Source organism: Vibrio barjaei (genome assembly GCF_001639065.2).
Taxonomy (GTDB): domain Bacteria; phylum Pseudomonadota; class Gammaproteobacteria; order Enterobacterales; family Vibrionaceae; genus Vibrio; species Vibrio barjaei.
Genome location: NZ_LQXO02000006.1, coordinates 97259 through 120634, shown reverse-complemented (window position 1 = coordinate 120634; position 23376 = coordinate 97259). Strand labels below are relative to the sequence as shown.

Below are 23376 nucleotides of genomic sequence, written 5' to 3'. Positions count from 1 at the left end.
TTAAGGGTCACTGTTGCAAGGCGTGGGAGGATTATCAGGTATCGTGACGATGAATGCAAGGCCATCACCGCAAATTTGTACCCTAAGCAGATTAAGTGCTTACAGAATAGTCAAAGCGCCGACACTGTAGTCAATGTCTGCGCTTTATCTTGTTCAAAAAGGGCTTTAAGGTTCTTGCTGTTCTTCATCTATGCTCAGAATGTAATCGGTCATCCATGCTGTGCCCAATAAACAGAGCCAAACAACAAATACTGGTTTAGGCACCTCTATCGATGGCACCACGACTAAGGCGGCAAAACCGACCGTAGGCAGTGTCCAGCACAACAGCTTGTTCCAACGAAATGTTTTAAGTCTTCCGAGACTTTCCATCGAAGCTAAGATTCCGGTAATACACAAAGATACTAACGCGGCGTAGGGCAAACCTGCCGCCCAAATGGGCAATATCAATGCTAACGACCACCAGCTATGCTCCGTTGAACCTTTCCAGTTTCGTGCCGCATACCAAGCAACGAAAACTGAGAAAGCTTGAACAAGTGTCACCATAGGGGTGCCACCTAATTTACCCGCTGATTGGGTGAGCATAATACCCACGTTCAGGGTCAAGACTATTAGCCCTATGATGCTGACGACCCATATATTACTTCGTTTGGAAAACGCGACAGAAAACACTGGGATTAGTATCCAAACCGCCACCGACATCGCAATGGACTGAAGGGGCAAAGTGAGACCATATACCACCATTGAAGCAAGCAGCATCAGCCCGGCTATACCACCCTGAGGCAAGATCCACAGAGCAGGGATCATCATCGCTAGCACAGGGATGTCCCCTTCTGTAACGCTGATAGTTCTGGCACAAACTACAACAAGTAGACTTGTGATTATGAATTGAAAAACGGAAAATACCATAGCTCCTCCTTATTACCTATCCTTGGCAAAATGAACTAGGACTCCTTCAGTATGGATCAATTTAAGGCGCAAATCTTTGCAGTAATTCACCAAATTCCACATGGAAAAGTCGCGACTTACGGTCAAATTGCCAAAATGGCGGGCTATCCGGGTTATGCGCGCCATGTTGGTAAAGCCTTAGGCAACTTACCTGAAGGTAGTGCATTACCTTGGCATCGAGTGATTAATGGCAAAGGAGAGATATCGCTAAAAGGAGATAATTTCTTAAGACAGAGAGCGCGATTGATGGAGGAAGGAGTGGCGTTTTCATTTAAAGGTAGGATTCGTTTGAAAGAATTTGGATGGCAGCCATAACCGCCATCCAGTGATAGGTATTAGCGCACGCCAACTAACATCATATTGATGTTTGCTGTTTGGTTCGCGTCAGTAATAACAGGGTATGAGGTATCACTGATAAAACGCAGCTTGCCATCTACTTCAATGCGAGCACTCACACTATAAGTGTGCTTCGCTTTGATATCCGCCATGTCGTAGCTTAACTCAAAATCAAACGGCACTTGTGCACCATCGGTTGTAAAGGTTTGCTCACTAATCACCGTAGCAGCGACGTCTTGTAGCGATACATCTTGAAGCTTCACTGTCACTACGGCATTGGGCGGTAATGCTATACGCTCTCTGTAAGCAATTGTGCCTTTCACTGATGACATACCGTCTTCCATCTTCTTCTGTTGTTCAACTTGAGATGCTGCGTCTGATTGAGGTGCAGATTGGCACCCTACCAAGCCTAGACCTAAAGCAATAACCAGCGTGCCGATGAGTGTCTTTTTCATGATGCCTCTCTTTGAGTTTTGATTACAACCTGTGCAAAAAACAGGAACAATATGCAATAAACATATCAGATATACGGTATCTCGCTTAACAAAAACACGCTTTTTTTCAATAAATTCACCCAATTCCTACATTTTTCTCTGCTTGACGAAATTGACAGCAAAACCCACACTTGGCTAATAAAGTTATGAATAAAAGATGGGTGCTATGAGTAAACCACTAAGCGATTTATTAGAACTATTACAGCTAGAACAACTCGAAGTTGACTTGTTCCGAGGGCAAAGTGAGAACCTTGGTTTACCGCAAGTCTATGGCGGCCAAGTGATTGGACAAGCGTTGTCTGCAGCGCGTTATACCGTTGCTGAAGATAGAACGGTTCACTCCTTCCACAGCTACTTTCTCTACCCTGGTGACCCAGAAAAGCCCATCATTTACGATGTAGAGAACCTAAGAGATGGTAAGAGTTTTAGTACTCGCCGCGTCAAAGCCATCCAAAATGGTCGCCCCATTTTCTACTTAACGGCAAGTTACCATGGTGAGGCTCCGGGCTTTGAGCATCAAAGCGCCATGCCAGAAATACCAGGTCCCGAAAACTACGCCTCAGAATCTGAATTGGCGGCACGAATCGCTGACTTTCTCCCAGAAAAACTTCGCAAAGCTTTTTGCGGTGAAAAGCCGATTGAAATGCGTCCAGTGACCGTCATCAATCCATTAAAACCAGAGAAGGCAGAGCCTAAACAATACCTTTGGATTCGTGCGAACGGCGAAATGCCAGACAATCAGCTTATCCACCAGTACCTGCTTGGATACGCGTCTGATTGGGGCTTCTTAACCACCGCACTGCATCCCCATGGCGTTACCTTGTTAACTCCTAAGTTTCAGGTCGCTACCATCGACCATTCCATCTGGTTCCATCGTCCTGTAAAAATGGATGAGTGGCTGTTGTACGTAATAGATAGCCCGAACGCTAGTAACTCTCGAGGATTGGTTCGTGGCGAAATTTTCAACCAAAAAGGCGAGCTCATTGCTTCTTCAGTTCAAGAAGGAGTTATGCGCTTTACCGACGAAACGTCACGATACTAATAGAAAAGGCGGGGAATCATCCCCGCCTTTTCGTCTCTACTCTAGCTCTAAGTTTAGTGAGGGTATTTGCCCCACTTTCGATTGATTAGATAATTCACCACACGACGAGCGAATCCTGAGTAAGGTGAATGCAAAAAACCAATCGCTGACACCTTACCTTGATGCATGATTGGACGCAGTTTAGAAAAAGTCTCAAACCCTTCGCGCCCATGATAATGCCCCATACCACTTGGCCCTACACCTCCGAACGGCAAATCATGCTGTGCTACATGAAGCATCACATCATTGATGGTTAGCGCGCCAGACATGGTATTTTCCAACACCGCTTGTTGCAGTTCTTTATCATCAGAGAACAGATACAGCGCCAGCGGTCGGTCACGTTCATTAATGAAATGGTAAACATCGTCCATGGATTTGTAAGTCAACACTGGCAAGATAGGACCAAATATCTCTCTGGTCATCACTGGCTCATCGCAAGCTGGGCTTACCACTAAATGCAGAGGAAAACGTCGAGTCTGCGCGTCTGGCTCACTTGCTGGGATGAGGTTAGTCACCTCACCCTGCCCTTCCTTCGCTGATTGAAGCGTCTCGTTAAGGCGAGTAAACGACACCTCATCAATCACTGCTGTGTAGTCTGGATGGTCAATAGTTTTATAACGGCTCTTCATCACTGATTTCGCCGCTTTAATCACATGCTTGAGCTTGTCTTCCGGCACTAACAAGTAATCCGGAGCCACACATGTCTGCCCAGAGTTATACACTTTGCCGCCAAGAATACGCTTGAGTGCTTTCTTCACATCGTAATCTGGAGCGATGATAGTTGGCGACTTTCCGCCGAGCTCTAAGGTCACCGGTGTTAGATTTTCTGCTGCCGCCGCCATGACTTTGCGGCCCGTCGCACCTGAACCAGTAAAGATAAGATGGTCAAATGGCAGTTTTGAAAACGCTTGACCCGTCGAGCCAGTTTCGGAGATAAAGCACACTTCATCTTCGGTAAAAGCACTGGAAAATGCTTGCGCTAAAGCTTGGCACAGATGAGTTGAGTTCTCCGACATCTTTACCATGACACGGTTACCCGCAGCTAACGCGGCGGTCATAGGCCCCACAGCCAAATAAAGGGGATAGTTCCAAGGTACGATAATCCCAACCACACCTAGCGGCTGAGGTACGACTTTATTTTTCGCTGGCCAGAACCAAACTGAAGTATGACGTTGTTTTGGACGCATCCATTTTTTTAGATGCTTTCTGGCATCAATAATGCCATCGATGGAAGAGAAAATTTCTAGCAGCGCCGTTTCTGTGGAAGAACGATGTCCAAAGTCCTTAGCGATGGCCTCACAGAGCTCAGATTGATTCTCTCGCAGGATTTTTTCCAGTTTGAGCAGGTTGACGCGTCTCAGTTCGCGACTAATACAAGGAGACTCTTTAAATGCGGCTTTCTGTTCTTGAAGTCGCTCTATCATCTGTTGTTCATTGAGTTCAACTGCACTCATTAATGCGCTCCTGTATCAAGTAATGTGTCTAATAGTCGTTGGCACTCCGCTACCGTCATCTCTTCAGGTACCGGATACTCTCCAAACGCTTCTTTAATCGCTTGTTTTGCTAAGCGAGGAATGTCGGACTTCTTAAGCTCCGGAATCACCGTTGGAATATTCAGAGTACGGAGTAACGAATCGACATTTTCAATAAAGTGATGACTATCTTTATATCCCAAGGTCAACGACAGTTTTGTCAGTCTGGCGTTATCTCTTTGTTCAATAAAGCGAAGTACATGGGGCAATACCACTGCATTAGCCCTGCCATGTGGAACATGGTAAAAAGCGCCTAATTGATGGGCGATTGCATGAACATAGCCAATATAAGTTCGGGTAAACGCCAAGCCTGCCTCATAACTCGCTATGGCCATTTTTTCTCGCGCAACTTTGTCACTTCCTTGCAGATAAGCAGCTGGAAGATAGTCGAAAATCGCTTGAATTGCGTTGATTGAGCACGTTTCAGTAAAAGTATTTGAATATTGGCTCAGGTAAGACTCAACGGCATGAGTTAAGGCATCCGCCCCCGTTTCTGCGGTAATTTGTGCGGGTAAGCCCAACATAATATCAGGGTCTAACACCGCCACTTTCGGGACTAAGAAGGGATCAGTAATAGAGCGCTTCATTTTGGACTCTACATCGCTGACTACCGCCGCTACCGTCCCTTCGGAGCCTGTGCCTGCTGTTGTTGGAATCGCAATAATGGGCATCAGTGGACGGTGCACTTTAAGCAAACCTGTCAGCTTAGAGACATCTTTATTAGATTTCGCACTGCCAGCAATCGCCTTAGCGCAGTCCATTGGTGACCCACCTCCAAACGCAATGATGCCATCACAACCCAGCTGCTTATAGCGTTCTACGCCGTTGCGAACCGTGGCAAAGTCCGGGTCTGGGAGCACTTCATCGAACACGCTGTACTCAATCGATGCAGACTCTAACGCTGTTAGCATATCGTCTAACAGTCCCAGTTTTCGCAAAAGCGCATCGGTGACCACTAGCGGTTTTTTAACTGAATACTGATTACATAAAGCCGGAATATTGAGTACTTGGCCAGAACCAGATAAGCATTCTGGTTTAGGCACTGGTACCATTTTGATAAATGGCTTTTTTACCGACACCAATAGCTGATGCAGCATATGACACTCCTTTGCCTGCCAATATTAGAATTGAACCTAATCTAGTTTTATAGAGTGATTACTCAGATGAAGCAAGCGTGATAGTAACAAGATGAGAGATCTAGGGAATCAACGTATCGGTAACGCCGTGGTGTACTTCAACGGTTCCATCGCGAATGTAGAGGTCACGTTAGACAAGCCATCAATACTGTTAACGAGCTTCTTGTAGAACTCATCAAAACACTTCATGTCTTTAACCAGTACTTTCATCATGTAGTCATATTCACCCGCCATGCGATAAAACTCCATCACTTCAGGAAAAAGTGATGCGGTTTCGACAAACTCTTTATACCACTCATGTGAGTGATCAGTGGTTTTGACTTGCACGAAAGCGGTGAATGACAAGCCGAGCTTTTCTGGGTCTAGCAAAGCGACGCGCTTTTCAATAATGCCGTTATCTTCAAGCTTTTTGAGGCGCTTCCAGCATGGGGTCGTAGTCAGGTTGACGGCCTCTGCCAGATCGTTCAACGACAAGGTGCCGTCTTGTTGCAACAGCGCTAGCAACTTCTTATCAGTATTATCTATATCCACAAACAGCTCCAAATAGAAAAGTTTTCTACCTATTAGGGAATTCAAAGTCAATATAGCAAAGTTTTTCTCCTGATACGTAGGTAAATTATCACCATACCGATAACAAAGTAGGAAACAAAACTTATGTGTACCGATATTAAATGGATTAACAGCGCCGTTCGTAAAATTGAGGCAGACTTCCAGCGCTCAGCCGATACGCACCTCATCAAACTCGATCTTCCAAGCATCGAGGGTATCGATGTTTATCTAAAAGATGAAAGTACACACCCTACTGGTTCGTTAAAACACCGTTTAGCGCGTTCTCTTTTCCTTTATGCGCTTTGTAACGGTTGGATCGGCTCAAAGACGACGGTTATTGAATCATCATCAGGTAGCACTGCGGTTTCTGAAGCTTACTTCGCGCGCCTGCTTGGTTTGCCATTTATCGCGGTTATGCCAAAAAGCACAGCTCGTAAGAAGATCGAGCAAATCGAATTCTATGGCGGTACAGCGCACCTAGTTGATCGCCCTGACCAAATCTATGCAGAGTCTCACCGCTTAGCGAAAGAACTTAACGGTCACTATATGGACCAATTTACCTACGCAGAGCGTGCTACTGACTGGCGTGGTAACAACAACATTGCTAACTCTATTTTTAATCAAATGGAGCTAGAAGATCATCCGATTCCTACATGGGTAGTAATGAGCCCAGGGACTGGCGGTACATCTGCAACAATCGGACGCTTTATCCGCTATCAAATGCACGACACTAAACTGTGTGTTGTCGATCCAGAGAATTCCGTGTTCCACGACTTCTTCAAAACAGGTAATGCCGATATTACCGGTGACTGTGGTAGCAAAATTGAAGGCATTGGCCGTCCTCGTGTGGAGCCTAGCTTTATCCCAGGTGTAGTCGATGAAATGCGTACCATTCCTGATGCAGCGAGTATTGCTACCATCCACTGGTTGGAAAAGATGCTAGGCCGTAAAGTAGGGGCATCGACAGGTACTAACCTATACGGTGTGTTGCAATTGGCTGGCGAAATGAAAAAGCGCGGCGAAAAAGGCTCTATTGTCACCCTACTATGTGACAGTGGCGAGCGTTACCTAGATACCTACTACAACGCAGAATGGATTAATAACAACATTGGCGATCTACAACCTTATACTGACAAGCTAGAAAGCTTCGAAGCGACAGGTGAACTGGCTTAATCTTCAATGAAGACCAAACGCCACTTCGGTAAGCGAAGTGGCGTTTTTATTGTTACGTTCTTAGCGTTAGATCCTAATTGCAATACGGTGCCAATTTACCTAACTCAATAGCAGTTGTATCCCAATTAAACTCATCATTATCACTTACATAATAATAGATCACACCATTCGGCAACATCACAAACTGTATGCCACCATAGCCCGACATGAACGGAATCATCACGTCGCATCCTGAGTCAACCGTCACCGATTTACCCCACATACTATTGGCGTAATATTTATCGGTAATTGTCGTTGGCAGCGGAGGTGACGTGGGGTCTTCAAACAACGCGATCGCTAGCTCTGCTGGATCCAGTAGTTGTTGACCATTAACAACTCCCCTATCAATAGAAGTGAACTTAGACAACTTAACAATATCATCGCTCAGGAAAGTCAAACCAAATCCACCAAATGGCATACCTTCACTGTCATAGGTGCGACGCGTGTCTTTCGAGCCTTCATCAATACCTAATGGCGACCAAATATCCGCCACCAGCACGTCATCGAATACATCAAAGCTGCTACCTAACTGACTCTTGGTAAAATTCTGAGCTGCAACGGTTGCAATATAGGTATCGGTCGTGTGATAGATAAACAATGAACCCGGCGCCGACTTACGAGGATAACGACTTATTGAGTAATCGAGTTTGTCTTGGTGGCCTAGGACCAGGAAGAAGCCAGTATCATTAGCCGTCGAGCCTTCATCACTCATAGAACTTGAGGACAATCGATAATTACCCGTCGCCATATCCAACGCATGGTTCGGTGTTACATCTTGCCAATCCCCTTCAGGATCATTGGCAGTTTCTGGTACGAGTGAAGTCAGGTCAGTATTCATGTAGCCTGGATACATAGCCTCTAACCTCATCGAAACCGTACCCGCAAATGCGGTTTTAGCCGTTGAGTAAGATGGCATTCTCAAGCGATCACAGTACGGATGCACACCTTGTCGTGTAGTGCACTCAGCGCGGTAGTGAACACCGTTGAAAAACACCCCATAAGCGGTCATATGCTCCGGCGTCACACCACTACCAATATTGGCAAGGTTCAAGCCAATAGATGGATAGTCACTAACAAGTTCACTCAAGGCTCGCGTTTCAATTTTCGAGCGCTCATACGCCTGGTGCGCTTGTTTGATCGCTAAGCTGTCTGCGACAGTATGAGGAGTGTACGTAGCGGCTACACTTCCCCACATATCAAACTGATAATACAGACATGTTTCAGAGGCGATCTGATAAGCAACCTGACTGACAGATTGATTATCAAAGGTAAACATCATTAGGCCATTATGGACACAATTCGAGTTCTTTTGGATAAGAGAAAACGGAATGGCTGCCCGGCTTGAACCATTGTCCGAGTTTTCTTTCCATACTCTCCCCGGCTCTAAAATGTACTCCCAGTATGGATGAGAGCCAAGATTAATACCGCGTTCTACAGGAATTAAGTGGGTACCACTTTGAACAAATGAGAAGGAGAAGTCAGGAATATGCTTTCTAGGATCATCACCATTCCCGGTGTAACGGAAGGTATCTCTATGCTCGGTAAACTGGCCGATTCCGGCACTCTCAGGGGCGATAAGAGTTAACGTCCCTTCAAAATTATGCTCTGGTTGAGCAGCCTCACTCGGTAATGCGAACGCCTGAGTTGTCGCTAAATAGGAAACCGCATTGCTACTGTTAAGTTCAGAGTAAGTCAGTTGGTTACGACTCACACTCCCACTGCCAGTGAGCGGTTGATAATTCTCCGTATACTCTCCGCTGTTATCTTCAACCCCATAGCCACTTAACGTCACTTGAGCGGTTGGATTTTGAGGGTCATTACTATCTAGGGTAAGTGTTCCGGCTTTTAATCCAGATGTCGTTGGCTCAAACTGCACCGTCACATCACAGGAGGTATTGTTATCCAGCGTGACCCCATCACAGCTATTATTGACTAACACATAATCCGCACCAGAAACTTGAGCACTGTTAATGGTAAGCGACTGCGTTCCTGAATTGGCTACCGAAATTCGCTTTTGAGTTTGACTATCAATCAACTGGTTACCAAAGTTGGCTTGCTCCGTTACAACAATACTTGGATTCTCTCCGCCCGAATTGGCTGTTCCTGTTACTGACACATTCTCCACATAGCAATGGTCAGCACCACCCGTTTGCGCTCTAAAACGAAGGGTTAGGCTGTTGCTCGAAGGAATAGTTATCGACGATGGATAAAAATCGCCACCGTCTTGCCCATTAGTGAGCGCTGACATTTGAGTGTAACTGTTACCGTCATCCGTAGAGTATTCTGCTATACAATAATCAGCTGACTCAAGTAGTCTTGCTGCGAGCAAATAGTCCACATTAATATCACTATAACCGCTGACGTTTATTACTCTTTCTATTGAACCCGTTTCTTTTAGATAAGCCGATAAACCATCAATAACAACAGTGTCACTGGTGCTGGTATTTCCATACGCGATCCAATTAGACAACCCCGAATTAAAGTCATCATAAAAAAGCTCATCCGCTACTGTTGGTACTGAATAGAGCACAACAGATACTAGCGAGAGACAGAGAGAAGGCTTCATTCTATTTCTCCAAATATAAAGTCAATGTTCTTCCCTGAATAGGGACTTTATGATTGCCGCACTCTGAAATATTGCACTTAATGTCGCACACAGTTGACGGCTCACAATCGAACTAATAATAGAAAAGCCAAAATACCTGATAGGTACCAGTTGCCACTATTTCGTGGTACCAGCAAATTATTATTCCCCTCAATAACCATCTTAATCTGGTACCAGAAAATAGTGCTAACTGGTACTAAGCCGAGTAAACCGATTCGCCTATTCTCAACGTTACATTAGTTGGGAGAATAAATAATGGAATATATAAATAATAACGAACTGCTCGCTGCATTTAATAATCAAACTGACCATTCTATTGCAGTATATAACCCACATGATGAATCCATTGTGGGATATATACCTTCTCTTTCCATTGAAGACATTAATCACAAAATAGAACGCTCTAAGGTCGCGCAACAAGAATGGCAAAATACCACCGCCAGCCATCGTGCCACTATTTTGAATAAGTGGTTCGAGCTGGTAACTGAGTACAGTGATGAGCTAGCGCAAATCATGACACTAGAACAAGGCAAACCGCTGACTGAGGCTAAAGGTGAAGTGGTTTATGGTGCCAGCTTTATAAAGTGGTTTGCAGAAGAAGCCAAACGTACCTACGGTGACACTATCCCTACTCCTGCTGCAGGAAAACGACTCATGACCACTAAGCAGCCAATAGGGGTGACCGCTTCCATCACGCCTTGGAACTTTCCTATTGCCATGATCACTCGAAAGGTAGCCCCAGCGTTGGCTGCAGGTTGTAGCTGTATCGTGAAACCTGCGAACCAAACCCCTCTATCGGCTTACGCCATCGCTGAGCTTGCGTATCAAGCTGGTCTTCCCAAAGATCTGCTGTTTGTTATCAATAACCACTCTTCTGTACTGGTTGGCGACCTACTTTGTCACCATGAAGATATTAAGAAGCTGTCATTTACAGGTTCCACAGAAGTAGGTCGAACCTTACTGAAACAAACCGCTGACACCATAAAACGTACGTCGATGGAACTCGGTGGCAACGCGCCCTTTGTCGTCTTTGACGATGCGGATATTCCGGCTGCCGTTCAAGGCGCTATCGCCTCTAAGTTTCGAAATGCAGGACAAACTTGTGTCTGTGCCAATCGCTTTTATGTTCAAGACGCTATCTATGATGAGTTCGTTGATCAGTTTGTGTCTGCCGTCTCACAACTCAATGTTGGCTACGGCTTGGAAGCCGAGACCCATGTGGGTCCACTGATTGATAGCAAAGCTAAAGACTGCATCTTAGCGCTGATTTCTACGACGTTGCAGCAAGGTGCCAAGCTGCAATACGGTGGCGATAAGTTATCGGGTAACTATCTACAACCCACCGTCCTGACCGACGTCTCCAGCGATATGGACATTGTACAAACTGAAATATTTGGCCCCGTTGCACCGGTGATTCGATTTGAAGATGAAAGCGATCTCATCAGGCAATGCAATGACACCATCTATGGCTTGGCAAGCTACTTCTATACCGAAGATATTCAACGCGCTTTCAGAGTGGCCGACGCATTAGAGTTCGGGATGGTAGGCATCAACGAAGGCATAATCTCCACCGAAGTCGCCCCATTCGGCGGTATTAAACAATCTGGTTTCGGCCGTGAAGGCGCAAAACAAGGGATCGAAGAATACCTAAATACTAAATACATCTGCTTCGGTAATCTCTAACTCTCAGCTAAGGAAAGAATATGAGCAATTTAGACTGGCAAAAAAGAAAAGACGCCGTTATTGCACAGGGTATGGGTAACCTTGCCCCTGTCTATATTGAGCGAGCCAACAACGCCACGTTAACGGATATTGAAGGCAACCAGTACATAGATTTTGCTTCTGGCATAGCAGTAACTAATACAGGTCACTCACATCCGAAAATTGTCGCTGCCGTCACTGAACAGCTACAACAATTCAGCCACACCTGCGCTATGGTGACGCCCTACACTAGTTTTGTCACATTAGCTGAAAAGCTCACCCAATTAGCCCCTGGAGATTTCGATAAAAAAGCGGTGTTCTTAACCACCGGCGCAGAGGCGGTTGAAAATGCAATTAAGGTTGCTCGCGCCCACACTAAACGCAGCGGAGTTATTGCTTTTAAAGGCGGCTTTCATGGCAGAACCAATATGTGTATGGGGCTGACAGGAAAAGTGACCCCTTACAAAGCTGGTTTTGGTCCATTTCCTAACGACATCTACCATGCACCGTTTCCCAACGCACTTCATGGCGTTACCGTTGAGCAAAGCCTCGAGGCGCTCAATGACCTACTGACTACTGATATCGAGCCTTCACGTGTCGCGGCTATTATTTTTGAACCCATTCAGGGAGAAGGTGGATTTTACGCCGCACCAAAAGCTTGGACAGATGCAATACGAGTCTTGTGTGACCGACACGGTATCGTACTCATCTGCGATGAGATCCAAACCGGCTTCGCTCGTACAGGGGCGATGTTTGCTTCCAGTCACACTGACTTGGTACCGGATATCACGACTATGGCTAAAGGCATCGCGGGCGGTTTTCCTATCTCAGCGGTGGTTGGCAAAGCCGAAATCATGGACAGCGCTATGCCCGGTGGCCTAGGAGGTACCTATGCGGGGTCTCCATTAGCTTGCACTGCTGCTCTCAGTGTTTTAGACATCATAGAGCAGGAACAATTGTGTCATCGCGCGGTTGAAATCGGACAACAGTTTAATGACAAACTCAACGCTATGCGCAGGGAGTTACCTTGTATTAGCGAAGTGCGACAAGTCGGCGCCATGATTGCGATAGAGCTCGACAATCCGAGAACTGGAGAGCCACTTGCACACATTACTAAGCAATTAGTGACGGCTTGTGTGCAGCAAGGAGTGATCATTTTATCTTGTGGAGTTAAAAGTAATGTCATCCGTTTTCTACCGCCCCTGACCATTGAAAGGGACGACATTGAAAAAGGACTCACAACGGTTTACAAATGCCTTACAAAAATCACTAATCAAAACTTGACGCTGTAGTTTTACTGCATTTATTTACCAAACAACAACCAACTAACTCTATGAATTAAATCTACATTTGGAATCTGAGTCACGTATTTACAGTTGTGAATCAGATTCCAATACAACGCGCGATCTTGGTCTCGGAAAATAACATTTTGTTAACCAATACTGTTGATAAGATAATCAATCGTTGAGGTAAGCAGTGTTAGAGAAGTACATTCAAATCGACCCCAATTTATCCCTGTCACTGCAAGACCAAATCAAAACCGGTATTACGCATGCGATCACCAGCGGCTTTCTGGATAGATCGGTGCCTATCACCTCTTCTCGAAAGCTGGCCACCAGCCTCAAAGTATCTCGCAACACCGTCCTTCGAGTGTATGAACAGCTTAATGCTGAGGGCTTTTTTGTTTCGCGAGAGCGCAAGGGTTACTACATAAACCCCGAACTAAATATTAAGCCTAAGCCTCTTACTACACGCGACCAACAGCAGACACTGCCATGGAACAAATACGTCAAGCTCACCACTCTCGATTCACCGCCCTCTCCTCAAGAGCTGAGTGAGTATCCTTATCGCTTTATTCATGGAATGGTCGATGAGACCACCTTTCCCGTGGCTGAATGGCGTAAATGCGCCATTCAATCGTTGAACAAAATCAACAGCAAACGCTGGACTTCCGAGTTTGAGAACTACGATGAACTGATTGAGCAAATTCGCACTCGTGTCCTGCCTCGACGAGGTATCTTTGCACAGCATAATCAAATAATGGTTACCATGGGAACTCAGCATAGTTTAAACCTGATTAGCCGCTTGTTGACCGACCAAAGTACAACGGTTGGTATCGAAAACCCGGGATACCCAGAAGCAGTAAACCAACTAAGTGCAAAAACAGATCGCATCGTCCCAATTGATATCGACGAACAGGGAGCGGTAATTAATGAGTCATTGCACTCATGCGATTTGGTTTATGTCACTCCGAGCAATCAGTTCCCCACAACAGTGCGAATGTCAAAACACAGAAGACAAACTCTGCTTCAAGCTGCTGAGGAACATGACTTTCTGGTGATCGAAGACGACTTTGAGCATGAAACCAACTTTATTGATGAAGACATTCCAGCACTAAAAGGCGAAATTCATAGTGAGCGTATTATTTACCTCTCGAGCTTTTCTTCTACTATCGCTCCAGGTCTGCGACTTGGCTTTATCGTCGCCGCTCCTCAGTTCATTGAGCTGGCTAAACGGCTTCAACAGCGCAACCATACTTGCCCGCCTAAAAACAACTGTCAGACCCTAGCTCTGTTTCTTAAATTAGGCTACTACGATTCATTAATACATCGACTGCTGACTCGCTATCGCAGTAAATGGCTTACCATGGAAAAGGCGCTTAATTTCTACTTTCCGCAATCAGGGGTAGCCTCAGCGTTATCTGGTACCGCATTCTGGATCGACTACAAACCCGGTTTTGACGCAAACCGGCTGGCTAACGTGGCGCAGCAGCACGGGATTTTGATCAATTCTGGAGAGAAGTACTATTTTGCTAACGCCAAGAGAAATGGTATTCGGCTGAGTTTCAACTCCATCGACGAAAGCGATATTAGGGAAGGCATAAAACGGCTAGCGCTGCTTGCTCAACACATTATGCCCGATGACTCCTTAGAAACAGTAAAAGGACAACGACTTAAGGCTGAAGAAGTCAGGGAGGTGGTCGATGATTACATCATCTGCACGACTGACTGCTTTAACATTCCTTATAAAGTGACTTTCCAGCAAGATGGTCGAATGCACGGTATGTCCAACCGCCCCAATGATGAGGATGAGGGGTATTGGTGGTTAGAAGAAGACACCTTGTGCATTCAATGGAAGAAATGGCAATTTTCCGACGTACGAAGACAGAAGTTGATTCGCCATAACAATACCTTGTATCGGTTTGACGAAAATGGTCTTTTGGTATCGAAAGGGACTCTATTACCAAAAGCATCAATACCATCCCATTGAATAAAATGATCGCTGAGATAAATGTCACATATTTGTTAACTGGATTTCATATCTATTAAAGAAAGGTCTTACCCAGCATTCTATAAGCGAATTATTTTACCGCTCAGTATCTTATATATATCGCTATTTAGAACTTAAAACCAAGAATATCAACCAATATTTCACACAATTTAGCATAAGTAACTATAGAAATACCAAAACAGCGAGTGTAACTCACCAAGATAATTCTGTTTTATATAAGCCAATTCGTTGAACATATTTATTAACAAAACTGGATCCAACGATAACGACAACTGGTACTACTCGATAGTTAACCTGAGCGCTATTTTTTAAATGTCTTGAACAGGAAGTAAATAAACAAGGCCTTACTCTGGTCAAATAATTACAAGGAAGCATTATGTTACTACGCAAACATAAATTGACTGCTGTTGCGCTACTGACGCTCGCCACTGGCTTTACTCATGCCTCTGCGCTAAACACCGCAACATTTGCTACATATACCGATATAAAAGATTGGGATCCTGCAATTGCCTTTTCTACCGAAGTCATCATGCTTAGCAACGTTTACGAACCATTGGTCTGGTATAACCCTCCGGGTTCAAAAGAAACCTTCAGCCCGGCACTAGCAAAAAGCTGGAACGTAAGTGATGACGGTTTAACTTGGACGTTCCAACTGAGAAAAGGCGTGCAGTTTCATGACGGGACACCCTTTAATTCTCAAGCAGCCAAATCTTCTATCGAACGTACGGTTTCTATGAAAAAAGGGGCTTACTATATTTGGCCTAAAATGGAGATTTCCACACCCGATGCCAATACCTTAGTCATCAAAACCGAGAAACCATCGCCTATCGATCTTATCGCTTCGTCACAGTATGGCGCTTATATCTACTCACCCGCTGCAGCAGACAAAGGCACAGAATGGTTTAATCAAGGTAATGCAGCCGGAACTGGTCCTTACCAAGTGACTCAGTGGGAAAAGGGTCAACAAGTCATTCTAGAGCAGAACGAGCAGTATTGGGGTGGTTGGCAAGACGAGCAACTCGATCGTGTGGTGCTAAAATACGTTTCAAACCCAGCAACGCAAGTACAGATGATCAAAGCAGGTGATGCCGACTTCATCAGCTTACCTTCTGCTGACCTAGTGGAATCACTCGCAAAGCATCCAGATGTTAAAGTGATTGACACTCCCTCATGGAAGAACTCACAGTTCTTAATCAATACCCAAAAATACCCAACGGATAACCTAGAGTTCCGTAAAGCATTACTTCATGCTTGGGACTATCAATCTGTGGTTGATTACATCTACGCAGGAGGAGCAACCATTCCTAGCGGTATTGTTCCCGGTACCATGTGGGGTGCTATCGAAGGTCAGGAAAGCCCAGCCTTCGACCTTAAGCAAGCCAAAGCATTATTGGAACAATCTGGCATTCCGAAAAAAGACTGGGTTCTGGATGCTGCCTATATCAACTCTTCAGAAGCCTATAAAAATGCCCTGCTAATGTATCAAGAGAATCTACGCCAGATTGGTGTGACGCTGAATCTAAAGCCGGGCCCTTGGGGTAAGATCTGGAACGATGCGAAGAATCTAAAAACCGCACCGAACCTTCAGTCTATGACATGGTGGCCAACTTACGCGACACCGTCAGATTGGTTGATTGGTCTGTTCAAAACCGAAGAATCACCGTCGTTTAACTTGTCTCACTATTCCAACGCCAACTACGACTCTCTTGTGGACAAGGGTGTAGCCGCCGAGCCAACGAATAAAGCTCAGGCTTCTAGCTATTACCAGCAGGCACAACAAGTGCTCATTGATGATGCCGTCGCTATCTTCTACGCCGACTTGAAAGGCCGCATCATTCATCACAAAGAGATTGAGGGCGTCACGCCAAACCCAGCCTACGCGGCCACGTTCTTCTATCAACTCTCAAAATAATCAGCGAGCAGGAGATCAGAAAGAAGTACCGAGCACGGTACTTCTTTCTCAACGTCATTGAAGACACAGTGGTAAGTAGTTATGAGAAATTACATTTTTAGACGCTCGTTAACGCTAGTTGGCATCATGGTCGGCATTTTGGTTATTACCTTCTTTTTAACCAGAGTGCTACCTTCGTCTCCAGTGGAAATGATGCTTGGAGCCAAACCCACAGCGGAACAAATCGCTATCGCCAAACAAGAGTTAGGGCTGGATAAACCGTTATGGCACCAATTTGTGTCCTATATTTCCCAAGCCGCAACAGGCGATTTCGGCAAGAGCTTACGTACCGGCCAAGAAGTTAAATCCGAAATTATTAAGCATATGATGGCGACCATTGAACTGGTCACCATTGCTATTGGTATTTCATTATGTACTGGTATCCCACTTGGTGTATGGGCAGCGATTCGAAATAAAACGCCAGTCGACCAAATGGCGCGTGGCGTGTCTATTGTTGGTATCGCGATTCCATCCTTCTTTCTCGCCATCTTGCTACAAATGCTGTTTTATGGCGTCTTAAACTGGTTTCCGCTGCAAGGAAGAATTGATTCTCATATTCTAATCGATGCGCAGTTTACTGCAGTTACAGGGCTGTTCACGGTAGATACTTTACTGGCTGGGGATTGGGTTGCCTTTAAAAGTGCGGTCCAGCATTTAGCCTTGCCCGTGCTCACCCTTAGCCTCGCCACGTTTGCCATTTTTGTTCGAACTACACGCAACTTAATGGTGGAGGTGTTGAGCCAAGATTACATTCGCACTGGTCATGCGTTTGGATTGAGTCACTCCAAGATTTATTTCTTCTATGCGTTAAAAGCAACACTCGTCCCGTTGTTGACTGTTATTGGCCTGACCTATGGATTTATGTTGGGCAACAGTGTGATTGTAGAGTCCATCTTTGATTGGCCCGGTATAGGTCGCTACGTTGTCGAATCTGTCATCACTAACGACTTTCCTGCTGTTATGGGTGTCACCTTGATCCTGTCATCGAGTTATTTACTGGTGAATTTCGTCATCGACCTACTGTACTTCACCGTCGACCCAAGACTGTCTCCTGAGGTGTAATATGAGTAAATCATCCGCACACGTTGCAAGTATTGCGTTAACCGCAAATTCAGAGCCTGTCGCACAGCATCTGTGGCAGACTCGCGTTCGTAAGTTTTGGTACAACGCTAAAAACAATCCGCTACTTTACATTGGCGCGTTCATTTTTATTTCTCTGATTGTCATGGCGGTCTTTGCACCTTGGCTAGCGCCTTGTGACCCTGCAAAAATGAATTTTGCCCACAAGCTGCAATCGCCTAACGCGCTTCATTGGTTTGGCACGGATAACTTAGGAAGAGACATCTTCTCCCAAATTCTTTATGGCGCCCGAACCTCTCTATCCGTCGGTATTATTACTGTGATATTAGCGCTTGTGATTGGCTTACCCATTGGTCTGGTCGCAGGCTATGTTGGTGGTAAAGTTGATGGCTGCTTAATGCGAATCTCCGATGTGTTTCTTGCCTTCCCTCCCATGCTCTTACCTATCTGTATGATAGCGATACTTGGTCCAGGGCTATTGAATGTGATGTTTGCCATCGCCCTATCATGGTTCCCGTGGTACTCAAGGATACTGCGTGCAGCGGTAATTAGCGTGCGTAATGAGCAATATGTGTTATCTGCTCAAGCGGCCGGCGTCGGTCATTTAACGATCATGTTTAAACACCTCCTTCCTAATGCTATGACCCCTCTATTGATTCAAGTTTCTATGGATTTTGGGTACGTGATCCTCTGGGCAGCGGCATTAAGTTTCTTAGGTCTGGGCGCTGTCCCTCCAACCATTGAGTGGGGATTAATGATAGGCAATGCACAATCTTTGTTCCTTGAATACTGGTGGACCGCCGTATTCCCAGGCTGCGCTATTTTTGTCACGGTCTTGGCTGCCAACTTATTAGGTGATGGTTTACGAGACGCACTTGATCCAAAATTCAAAGGGAGAGATTAGTATGACCGATTCTCTATTGTCCGTACGCAACCTTAGCATTCAATTTGAGAACTTCTCCTCAACTATCCATGCCGTTAATGGATGCAGTTTTGAACTCAACCGTGGCGAGATCCTTGGTTTGGTAGGCGAATCTGGGTGCGGAAAGTCCCTCACTTCAACCGCCTGTCTCGGATTACTGCCAGATAACGCTATTCTTAATGGTTCGATTTGTCTTGAAGGTCAACCCCTTGAGTCGCTTTCCGCACAAGAGTGGGCACGCGTTCGTGGTGACGATATTGCGATGATATTCCAAAACCCGATGACGGCTCTAAACCCCTATTTCACCATCGAACAACAAATGGCTGATATTATTCTTGCCCACCGCAAAATCAGTCGCAAACAAGCCAAGCTCGAAGCAATACAGTTGCTGGACATGGTTCACCTTCCAGAACCAGAACAAGCGGTAACGAAATATCCACATCAGTTTTCTGGTGGCCAATTACAACGAATTATGATCGCCATCGCGTTAAGCTGTGAGCCCAAAGTCCTTATCGCCGATGAGCCAACAACAGCACTCGATGTCACCATTCAAGCACAAATCATTTTGCTGCTGCGCGAACTAGCCGAAAAACAGAACATCAGCATTTTGTTTATTACTCATGACCTATCCGTCGTGGCATCGCTATGTGACCGCGTGGCGGTGATGTACGCCGGAACCATTGTTGAACAAGGCCCTATCGATTCACTGTTCAATCACCCTATGCATCCCTATACCAAAGGACTACTTAATTCCGTCCCAGCGATTGGTTTAACCCATGAATTGTACGCCATACCTGGTTCTGTGCCTGACATGAGAACAAAACCTCAAGGTTGTGCTTTTGCCTCCCGTTGCCATGCTGCCACAGATCTGTGTCTAAGCGCTGCGCCAGAAGCCAAACAATATAACGCGCATCAGGTCCTGTGCTTTCATCATCAACCACCAAAACAGCAGAAGCAAATTGCTTGATTAATTGAGGAGGAATCATCATGGTACAACCATTATTGAAGGTCACAGACCTTGCCAAGTCCTACTCTGTTGGGCAACAAACATTACAAGCGTTTCAGCACATCAACTTCGACATTCAACCAGGCGAGTGTGTGGCCTTGGTCGGAGAGTCTGGCTGCGGGAAAAGCTCCATAGCCATGACCATACTCAAGCTTATTGACGCTGATTGCGGTCATATCCACTTTTGCGGTCAAGATATCAGCGTACTTAAAGGTCGACAGCTCAAACAGCTACGAAAAGAGTACAGCATCGTATTTCAAAACCCCTACTCTACACTCAACCCTCGACTTTCAGTTCAAAAGCTATTGGAAGAGCCGCTGCTTACTCACACAAAGCTGAGCAAACTAGAACGGTTGGATAAGGTTCTCGAAATGCTCACTACAGTGGGACTTAATGAGAACATGTTAAACCGCATGCCTCATGAGCTTTCCGGCGGGCAGCGTCAACGAATAGGGATTGCACGCGCTTTAATGCTCGACCCCAAATTGATTATTTTAGATGAGCCAACGGCAGCGCTGGATGTCTCTGTTCAAGCCACCATTGTTAATCTACTTAATCAGCTTAAGCAGGAACGTGGTCTGAGCTATTTGTTCATTACTCATGATTTAGGATTGGTCGAACGAATCGCTGACAGGGTATTGGTGATGTATTTAGGTGAAATTGTCGAAGCAGGTCCCGTCGGTGATGTGTTTCATCAAACTCAACACCCGTACACACAAGCCTTGCTTAACTCTATCCCGTCACTAGATCCTACCCAACGTGATCGATTGCAAGCCTTATCGGGAGAAGTACCAAGTGCGTTGAACCGTCCACATGGATGTGCATTCCAAAGCCGCTGTCAAAGGTTGAGCGAGAAGTGCCAAAAAGCCTTTCCTCGCATAGAGCAAGAAAGACCCCATGAGAGCGCTTGCTTTTACCCTTTATTGAATGAACACCAGCACTTTGCAGCAAACCAACAAGATAAGGTGACAATATGAGCCATTTTTCAATTGCGGGGCTGCAATTAAGCCTTCCAATGGGCGATAACTTAGCAACGTTGGAACAGAAGACTCGTGCCACTTGCCAGCGATTCCCTTGGGTCGATATGGTGGTTTTTAGTGAACTTGCTATTTACGGTGCGTCACTCAAATATGCCGAGCCTATCGGAGGCGAAACCGAGCAGAGACTGATCAAGCTGGCTCAAGAACAGAATATCTGGCTGGTTTCTGGTTCCTATTACACTCAAGATGACAATGGTACCAGCAACACCTTGTTGGTGATTAGTCCCGAGGGACAAGTTATCGCTCGTTACCAAAAAATGTACCCTTTTCTCCCATACGAGCAACAGGTTGAAAATGGCGACCAGTTCGTGACTTTTGACATCCCTAATGTTGGGCGATTTGGCGTTTCCATTTGCTATGATATGTGGATTCCAGAAACTATTCGTGCGCTAGCCTGTATGGGGGCTGAGGTTATCATTCACCCAACGATGACAGGCACGATAGACCGCGAGATTGAATGCTGTATTGCACGAGCCAATGCCATCACCAACCAGTGCTTTATGGTGGATATCAATGGTTGTGGGCCGCTGGGAAATGGGCAATCGATCGTCGTAGGTCCGGAAGGCGATGTGCTTTATCAAGCAGGAGAAACCGAACAAGTCATTCCTATTGAGCTTGATGTAAGTCGAGTAAAACGAGTGAGAGAAAGAGGAACCTTAGGCCTAGGACAGCCACTGAAGAGTTTTAGAGACCACCCAATTGCGTTTCCTCAGTATCAAGAGCCGTCGGTTTATCTCAATACCCTAGGCGAGCTTAAACTTCCTCCAGCTAATCTCTAGACCTGAAGGGGACTCACCGTCCCCTTTGCTTCAGCCACGCTGATAGTCTGACTTCACTTTGTCCTGTGCCAGCGAAATATAATGAACAAGGTCTTGATACCCATCATCAAGTTGAGCAACAAGCTCCGCATCTGTCGCATTATTCGCCACTCTGTGCAAACAGTCATGATAATACCTAGCTTTGTCGCTAAAGTATTCTAACGGCCCGCCAACACTTGCTAGTTGACGGGTTTCTTCATGATGAGCCACTATTTGGCCAAAGATGGTTTCGTGTTCTTTGAGCTCTAATAGCGAATGTTCGTATTCTGCACCAATGAGTTTAGAGTGGGCAGTCGTCCACATATTGGTGTATTGCGCGACTGCGCTTGAGGCGTAAATATCTACAGTGCTCTTGTAAATCACATCTACCGTTTCAGACGAGAGAGACAAAATAGACTGGGTATCTTGAACTATCTCTGCCGCGCCTCGTGACGCTTCCGCTACTTGGCTTGAGACCAATTCAATATTGTCTCCCGCTCGATTCGTGCTGCCTTCAATGCGTTCAACCAATCCCGAAATTTCACTGGCGGCTTCATTGGCTCTACCCGCCAATGAACGTACTTCATCCGCCACTACCGCAAAACCACGTCCATGCTCGCCAGCGCGCGCCGCTTCAATGGCAGCATTTAACGCCAGTAAATTCGTTTGCTCGGATATCTGGTGGATAATACTAATAAACTGAGTGATATCGCTGGTAAGTACCTGAAGAGCTGCGACGGTTTCTTTGCTCGTTGCCGCTGACTGAGAGACTTCATCCAACGACTGATACATAGCATGCAACTGCTGCTGTGTGCTTTCAAACACGCCAAGATTAGCCTGCAACTGATCACTTTGAGCGATAAGTTGGTTATTGGCCTGTTCAATATTGGCGGTGGTGGAGATCAGTTGCGTCGTCACGCTATTTAAGAATCGACGCGAACGGGTTTTCTGCGAAGACAACTGCTGCTCCAGCCGCTCGATAGTTTGCTCACGAAGCGCCAACTCTTGCTGCAATTGCTCAATCTGGCAAGCGAAAGTGTCCGTCTGTTGTTTTTGCTGTTGCAACTGCTGCTGAGTGTTTAGTAACTGTTTTTTGGATGCAAACATAAATCATGACCACTGCGGTTCTTGTTATTCTTTATTAACGTTAGCATTGAGGTGCTAAATAGAAATGGACTAAAGAGTAAGTTGTGATTAGTGGCAGTGGGTATACCCCGATTAGGGTATGGACGGGTGAGCGCCTTGCGGCGATTTATCGACTTAAATGGCTATCACAAAAAAGTGACTCTCTTCCTCAAAAGGAAGAGAATCTAATGACTATTTCTTGTTTTGACGCGCTTCAAACGCAGCCAACTGTTCAGGTGTTGCTTTAGGTTGGTGGTTGGTTTTCCACTCATCATAAGTCATACCGTAAACACGCTCTCGGGCATCATCGATGTCCAGCGCCAATCCTTCATTTTCAGCTTCTGCTTTATACCATTTGCTAAAACAGTTACGGCAGAATCCTGCAAGAATCATAAGATCGATGTTCTGCACATCTTTGTTTTCATCAAGGTGAGTCAACAGCTTACGAAATACCGCCGCATCCAGTTTATCTTGCTGCTCTTGAGGAAGATCTTTGTATTTAAATTCAGCCACTTTACTTTCCTTATTGATTGTTTTTGTACTCAACAATCCTAACCAACAAACAAAAAAATG

The 23376-nt window shown here is 45.6% G+C and carries 20 protein-coding genes; 12 read left to right on the top strand and 8 right to left on the bottom strand.

What is annotated here, in order from left to right; all coding sequences use genetic code 11:
- Positions 1–165: 165 nt before the first annotated feature.
- Positions 166–906: a VP0952 family biofilm-associated protein gene (locus AWH66_RS03245; RefSeq protein WP_038229851.1), complete on the bottom strand. Its 741-nt coding sequence runs from the start codon at positions 904–906 to the stop codon at positions 166–168.
- A 51-nt stretch (positions 907–957) separates the two neighbouring features.
- Here AWH66_RS03245 and AWH66_RS03240 point away from each other — a divergent pair, with 51 nt between their 5' ends.
- A complete protein-coding gene (locus AWH66_RS03240) occupies positions 958–1260 on the top strand; it encodes an MGMT family protein (RefSeq protein WP_063605771.1) in 303 nt (100 codons plus the stop codon).
- Positions 1261–1280: 20 nt separating this feature from the next.
- On the opposite strand, the gene AWH66_RS03235 is transcribed toward AWH66_RS03240, so the two are convergent.
- A complete protein-coding gene (locus AWH66_RS03235) occupies positions 1281–1736 on the bottom strand; it encodes a YbaY family lipoprotein (protein ID WP_063605773.1) in 456 nt (151 codons plus the stop codon).
- Between the two features lie 205 nt (positions 1737–1941).
- On the opposite strand from AWH66_RS03235, the gene tesB reads away from it, so the two are divergent.
- Positions 1942–2817 (top strand): acyl-CoA thioesterase II, encoded by an 876-nt coding sequence (tesB, locus tag AWH66_RS03230; protein ID WP_038222333.1) that lies wholly within the window; start codon positions 1942–1944, stop codon positions 2815–2817.
- Between the two features lie 53 nt (positions 2818–2870).
- Here tesB and AWH66_RS03225 read toward each other — a convergent pair whose 3' ends face one another.
- From AWH66_RS03225 to AWH66_RS03215, 3 genes are all read right to left on the bottom strand, one after another.
- Complete coding sequence (locus tag AWH66_RS03225) at positions 2871–4310, bottom strand: coniferyl aldehyde dehydrogenase (protein WP_063605775.1); 1440 nt, start codon at positions 4308–4310, stop codon at positions 2871–2873.
- Positions 4310–5485 carry an iron-containing alcohol dehydrogenase gene (locus tag AWH66_RS03220; protein ID WP_063605776.1) on the bottom strand — a complete coding sequence of 392 codons (1176 nt, stop codon included), beginning with the start codon at positions 5483–5485 and terminating at the stop codon, positions 4310–4312. The genes AWH66_RS03225 and AWH66_RS03220 overlap by 1 nt, the downstream gene beginning before the upstream one ends.
- Positions 5486–5593: 108 nt before the next feature.
- On the bottom strand, positions 5594–6055 hold the full coding sequence (locus tag AWH66_RS03215) for an Lrp/AsnC family transcriptional regulator (RefSeq protein WP_063605778.1): 462 nt from the start codon (positions 6053–6055) through the stop codon (positions 5594–5596).
- Positions 6056–6178: 123 nt separating this feature from the next.
- Between AWH66_RS03215 and AWH66_RS03210 the strand changes: the two genes are divergently transcribed.
- The gene (locus tag AWH66_RS03210; protein ID WP_063605780.1) at positions 6179–7246 is read left to right on the top strand and encodes a PLP-dependent cysteine synthase family protein; all 1068 of its coding nucleotides are present in this window, start codon (positions 6179–6181) and stop codon (positions 7244–7246) included.
- Positions 7247–7319: 73 nt separating this feature from the next.
- On the opposite strand, the gene AWH66_RS03205 is transcribed toward AWH66_RS03210, so the two are convergent.
- Positions 7320–9851, bottom strand: a complete 2532-nt coding sequence (locus AWH66_RS03205; protein WP_063605782.1) for a choice-of-anchor D domain-containing protein — start codon at positions 9849–9851, stop codon at positions 7320–7322.
- 294 nt (positions 9852–10145) lie between these two features.
- On the opposite strand from AWH66_RS03205, the gene AWH66_RS03200 reads away from it, so the two are divergent.
- The 9 genes from AWH66_RS03200 (at position 10146) to AWH66_RS03160 (ending at position 21660) form a co-directional block, all read left to right on the top strand.
- A complete protein-coding gene (locus AWH66_RS03200; protein WP_063605784.1) occupies positions 10146–11573 on the top strand; it encodes an NAD-dependent succinate-semialdehyde dehydrogenase in 1428 nt (475 codons plus the stop codon).
- 20 nt (positions 11574–11593) lie between these two features.
- A complete protein-coding gene (gabT, locus tag AWH66_RS03195) occupies positions 11594–12883 on the top strand; it encodes a 4-aminobutyrate--2-oxoglutarate transaminase (protein WP_063605786.1) in 1290 nt (429 codons plus the stop codon).
- A 184-nt stretch (positions 12884–13067) separates the two neighbouring features.
- Positions 13068–14861 (top strand): MocR-like pyridoxine biosynthesis transcription factor PdxR, encoded by a 1794-nt coding sequence (gene pdxR / locus AWH66_RS03190; protein WP_063605787.1) that lies wholly within the window; start codon positions 13068–13070, stop codon positions 14859–14861.
- Positions 14862–15258: 397 nt separating this feature from the next.
- Positions 15259–16794: an ABC transporter substrate-binding protein gene (locus AWH66_RS03185; protein WP_063605788.1), complete on the top strand. Its 1536-nt coding sequence runs from the start codon at positions 15259–15261 to the stop codon at positions 16792–16794.
- 81 nt (positions 16795–16875) lie between these two features.
- The gene (locus tag AWH66_RS03180) at positions 16876–17895 is read left to right on the top strand and encodes an ABC transporter permease (protein WP_038229833.1); all 1020 of its coding nucleotides are present in this window, start codon (positions 16876–16878) and stop codon (positions 17893–17895) included.
- Between the two features lies 1 nt (position 17896).
- Entirely contained in the window at positions 17897–18817 is a 921-nt protein-coding gene (locus AWH66_RS03175) for an ABC transporter permease (protein WP_083399941.1), read from the top strand.
- Between the two features lies 1 nt (position 18818).
- A complete protein-coding gene (locus AWH66_RS03170) occupies positions 18819–19802 on the top strand; it encodes an ABC transporter ATP-binding protein (protein ID WP_167360926.1) in 984 nt (327 codons plus the stop codon).
- Between the two features lie 20 nt (positions 19803–19822).
- Positions 19823–20818: an ABC transporter ATP-binding protein gene (locus AWH66_RS03165; RefSeq protein WP_063605790.1), complete on the top strand. Its 996-nt coding sequence runs from the start codon at positions 19823–19825 to the stop codon at positions 20816–20818.
- The gene (locus tag AWH66_RS03160; RefSeq protein ID WP_063605792.1) at positions 20815–21660 is read left to right on the top strand and encodes a carbon-nitrogen hydrolase family protein; all 846 of its coding nucleotides are present in this window, start codon (positions 20815–20817) and stop codon (positions 21658–21660) included. The genes AWH66_RS03165 and AWH66_RS03160 overlap by 4 nt, the downstream gene beginning before the upstream one ends.
- 30 nt (positions 21661–21690) lie before the next feature.
- Here the strand turns inward: AWH66_RS03160 and AWH66_RS03155 are convergent, their stop codons facing one another.
- On the bottom strand, positions 21691–22785 hold the full coding sequence (locus tag AWH66_RS03155; protein ID WP_063605795.1) for a methyl-accepting chemotaxis protein: 1095 nt from the start codon (positions 22783–22785) through the stop codon (positions 21691–21693).
- 210 nt (positions 22786–22995) lie between these two features.
- Positions 22996–23316: a DUF1244 domain-containing protein gene (locus tag AWH66_RS03150; RefSeq protein ID WP_006071398.1), complete on the bottom strand. Its 321-nt coding sequence runs from the start codon at positions 23314–23316 to the stop codon at positions 22996–22998.
- Between the last annotated feature and the right edge of the window lie 60 nt (positions 23317–23376).

Bases quoted from the DNA above. Each gene is read 5' to 3' on its own strand.
- AWH66_RS03245 (WP_038229851.1), bottom strand. From the start codon at position 906: ATGGTATTTTCCGTTTTTCAATTCATAATCACAAGTCTACTTGTTGTA.
- AWH66_RS03240 (WP_063605771.1), top strand. From the start codon at position 958: ATGGATCAATTTAAGGCGCAAATCTTTGCAGTAATTCACCAAATTCCA.
- AWH66_RS03235 (WP_063605773.1), bottom strand. From the start codon at position 1,736: ATGAAAAAGACACTCATCGGCACGCTGGTTATTGCTTTAGGTCTAGGC.
- tesB (WP_038222333.1), top strand. From the start codon at position 1,942: ATGAGTAAACCACTAAGCGATTTATTAGAACTATTACAGCTAGAACAA.
- AWH66_RS03225 (WP_063605775.1), bottom strand. From the start codon at position 4,310: ATGAGTGCAGTTGAACTCAATGAACAACAGATGATAGAGCGACTTCAA.
- AWH66_RS03220 (WP_063605776.1), bottom strand. From the start codon at position 5,485: ATGCTGCATCAGCTATTGGTGTCGGTAAAAAAGCCATTTATCAAAATG.
- AWH66_RS03210 (WP_063605780.1), top strand. From the start codon at position 6,179: ATGTGTACCGATATTAAATGGATTAACAGCGCCGTTCGTAAAATTGAG.
- AWH66_RS03205 (WP_063605782.1), bottom strand. From the start codon at position 9,851: ATGAAGCCTTCTCTCTGTCTCTCGCTAGTATCTGTTGTGCTCTATTCA.
- AWH66_RS03200 (WP_063605784.1), top strand. From the start codon at position 10,146: ATGGAATATATAAATAATAACGAACTGCTCGCTGCATTTAATAATCAA.
- gabT (WP_063605786.1), top strand. From the start codon at position 11,594: ATGAGCAATTTAGACTGGCAAAAAAGAAAAGACGCCGTTATTGCACAG.
- AWH66_RS03185 (WP_063605788.1), top strand. From the start codon at position 15,259: ATGTTACTACGCAAACATAAATTGACTGCTGTTGCGCTACTGACGCTC.
- AWH66_RS03180 (WP_038229833.1), top strand. From the start codon at position 16,876: ATGAGAAATTACATTTTTAGACGCTCGTTAACGCTAGTTGGCATCATG.
- AWH66_RS03175 (WP_083399941.1), top strand. From the start codon at position 17,897: ATGAGTAAATCATCCGCACACGTTGCAAGTATTGCGTTAACCGCAAAT.
- AWH66_RS03170 (WP_167360926.1), top strand. From the start codon at position 18,819: ATGACCGATTCTCTATTGTCCGTACGCAACCTTAGCATTCAATTTGAG.
- AWH66_RS03165 (WP_063605790.1), top strand. From the start codon at position 19,823: ATGGTACAACCATTATTGAAGGTCACAGACCTTGCCAAGTCCTACTCT.
- AWH66_RS03160 (WP_063605792.1), top strand. From the start codon at position 20,815: ATGAGCCATTTTTCAATTGCGGGGCTGCAATTAAGCCTTCCAATGGGC.
- AWH66_RS03155 (WP_063605795.1), bottom strand. From the start codon at position 22,785: ATGTTTGCATCCAAAAAACAGTTACTAAACACTCAGCAGCAGTTGCAA.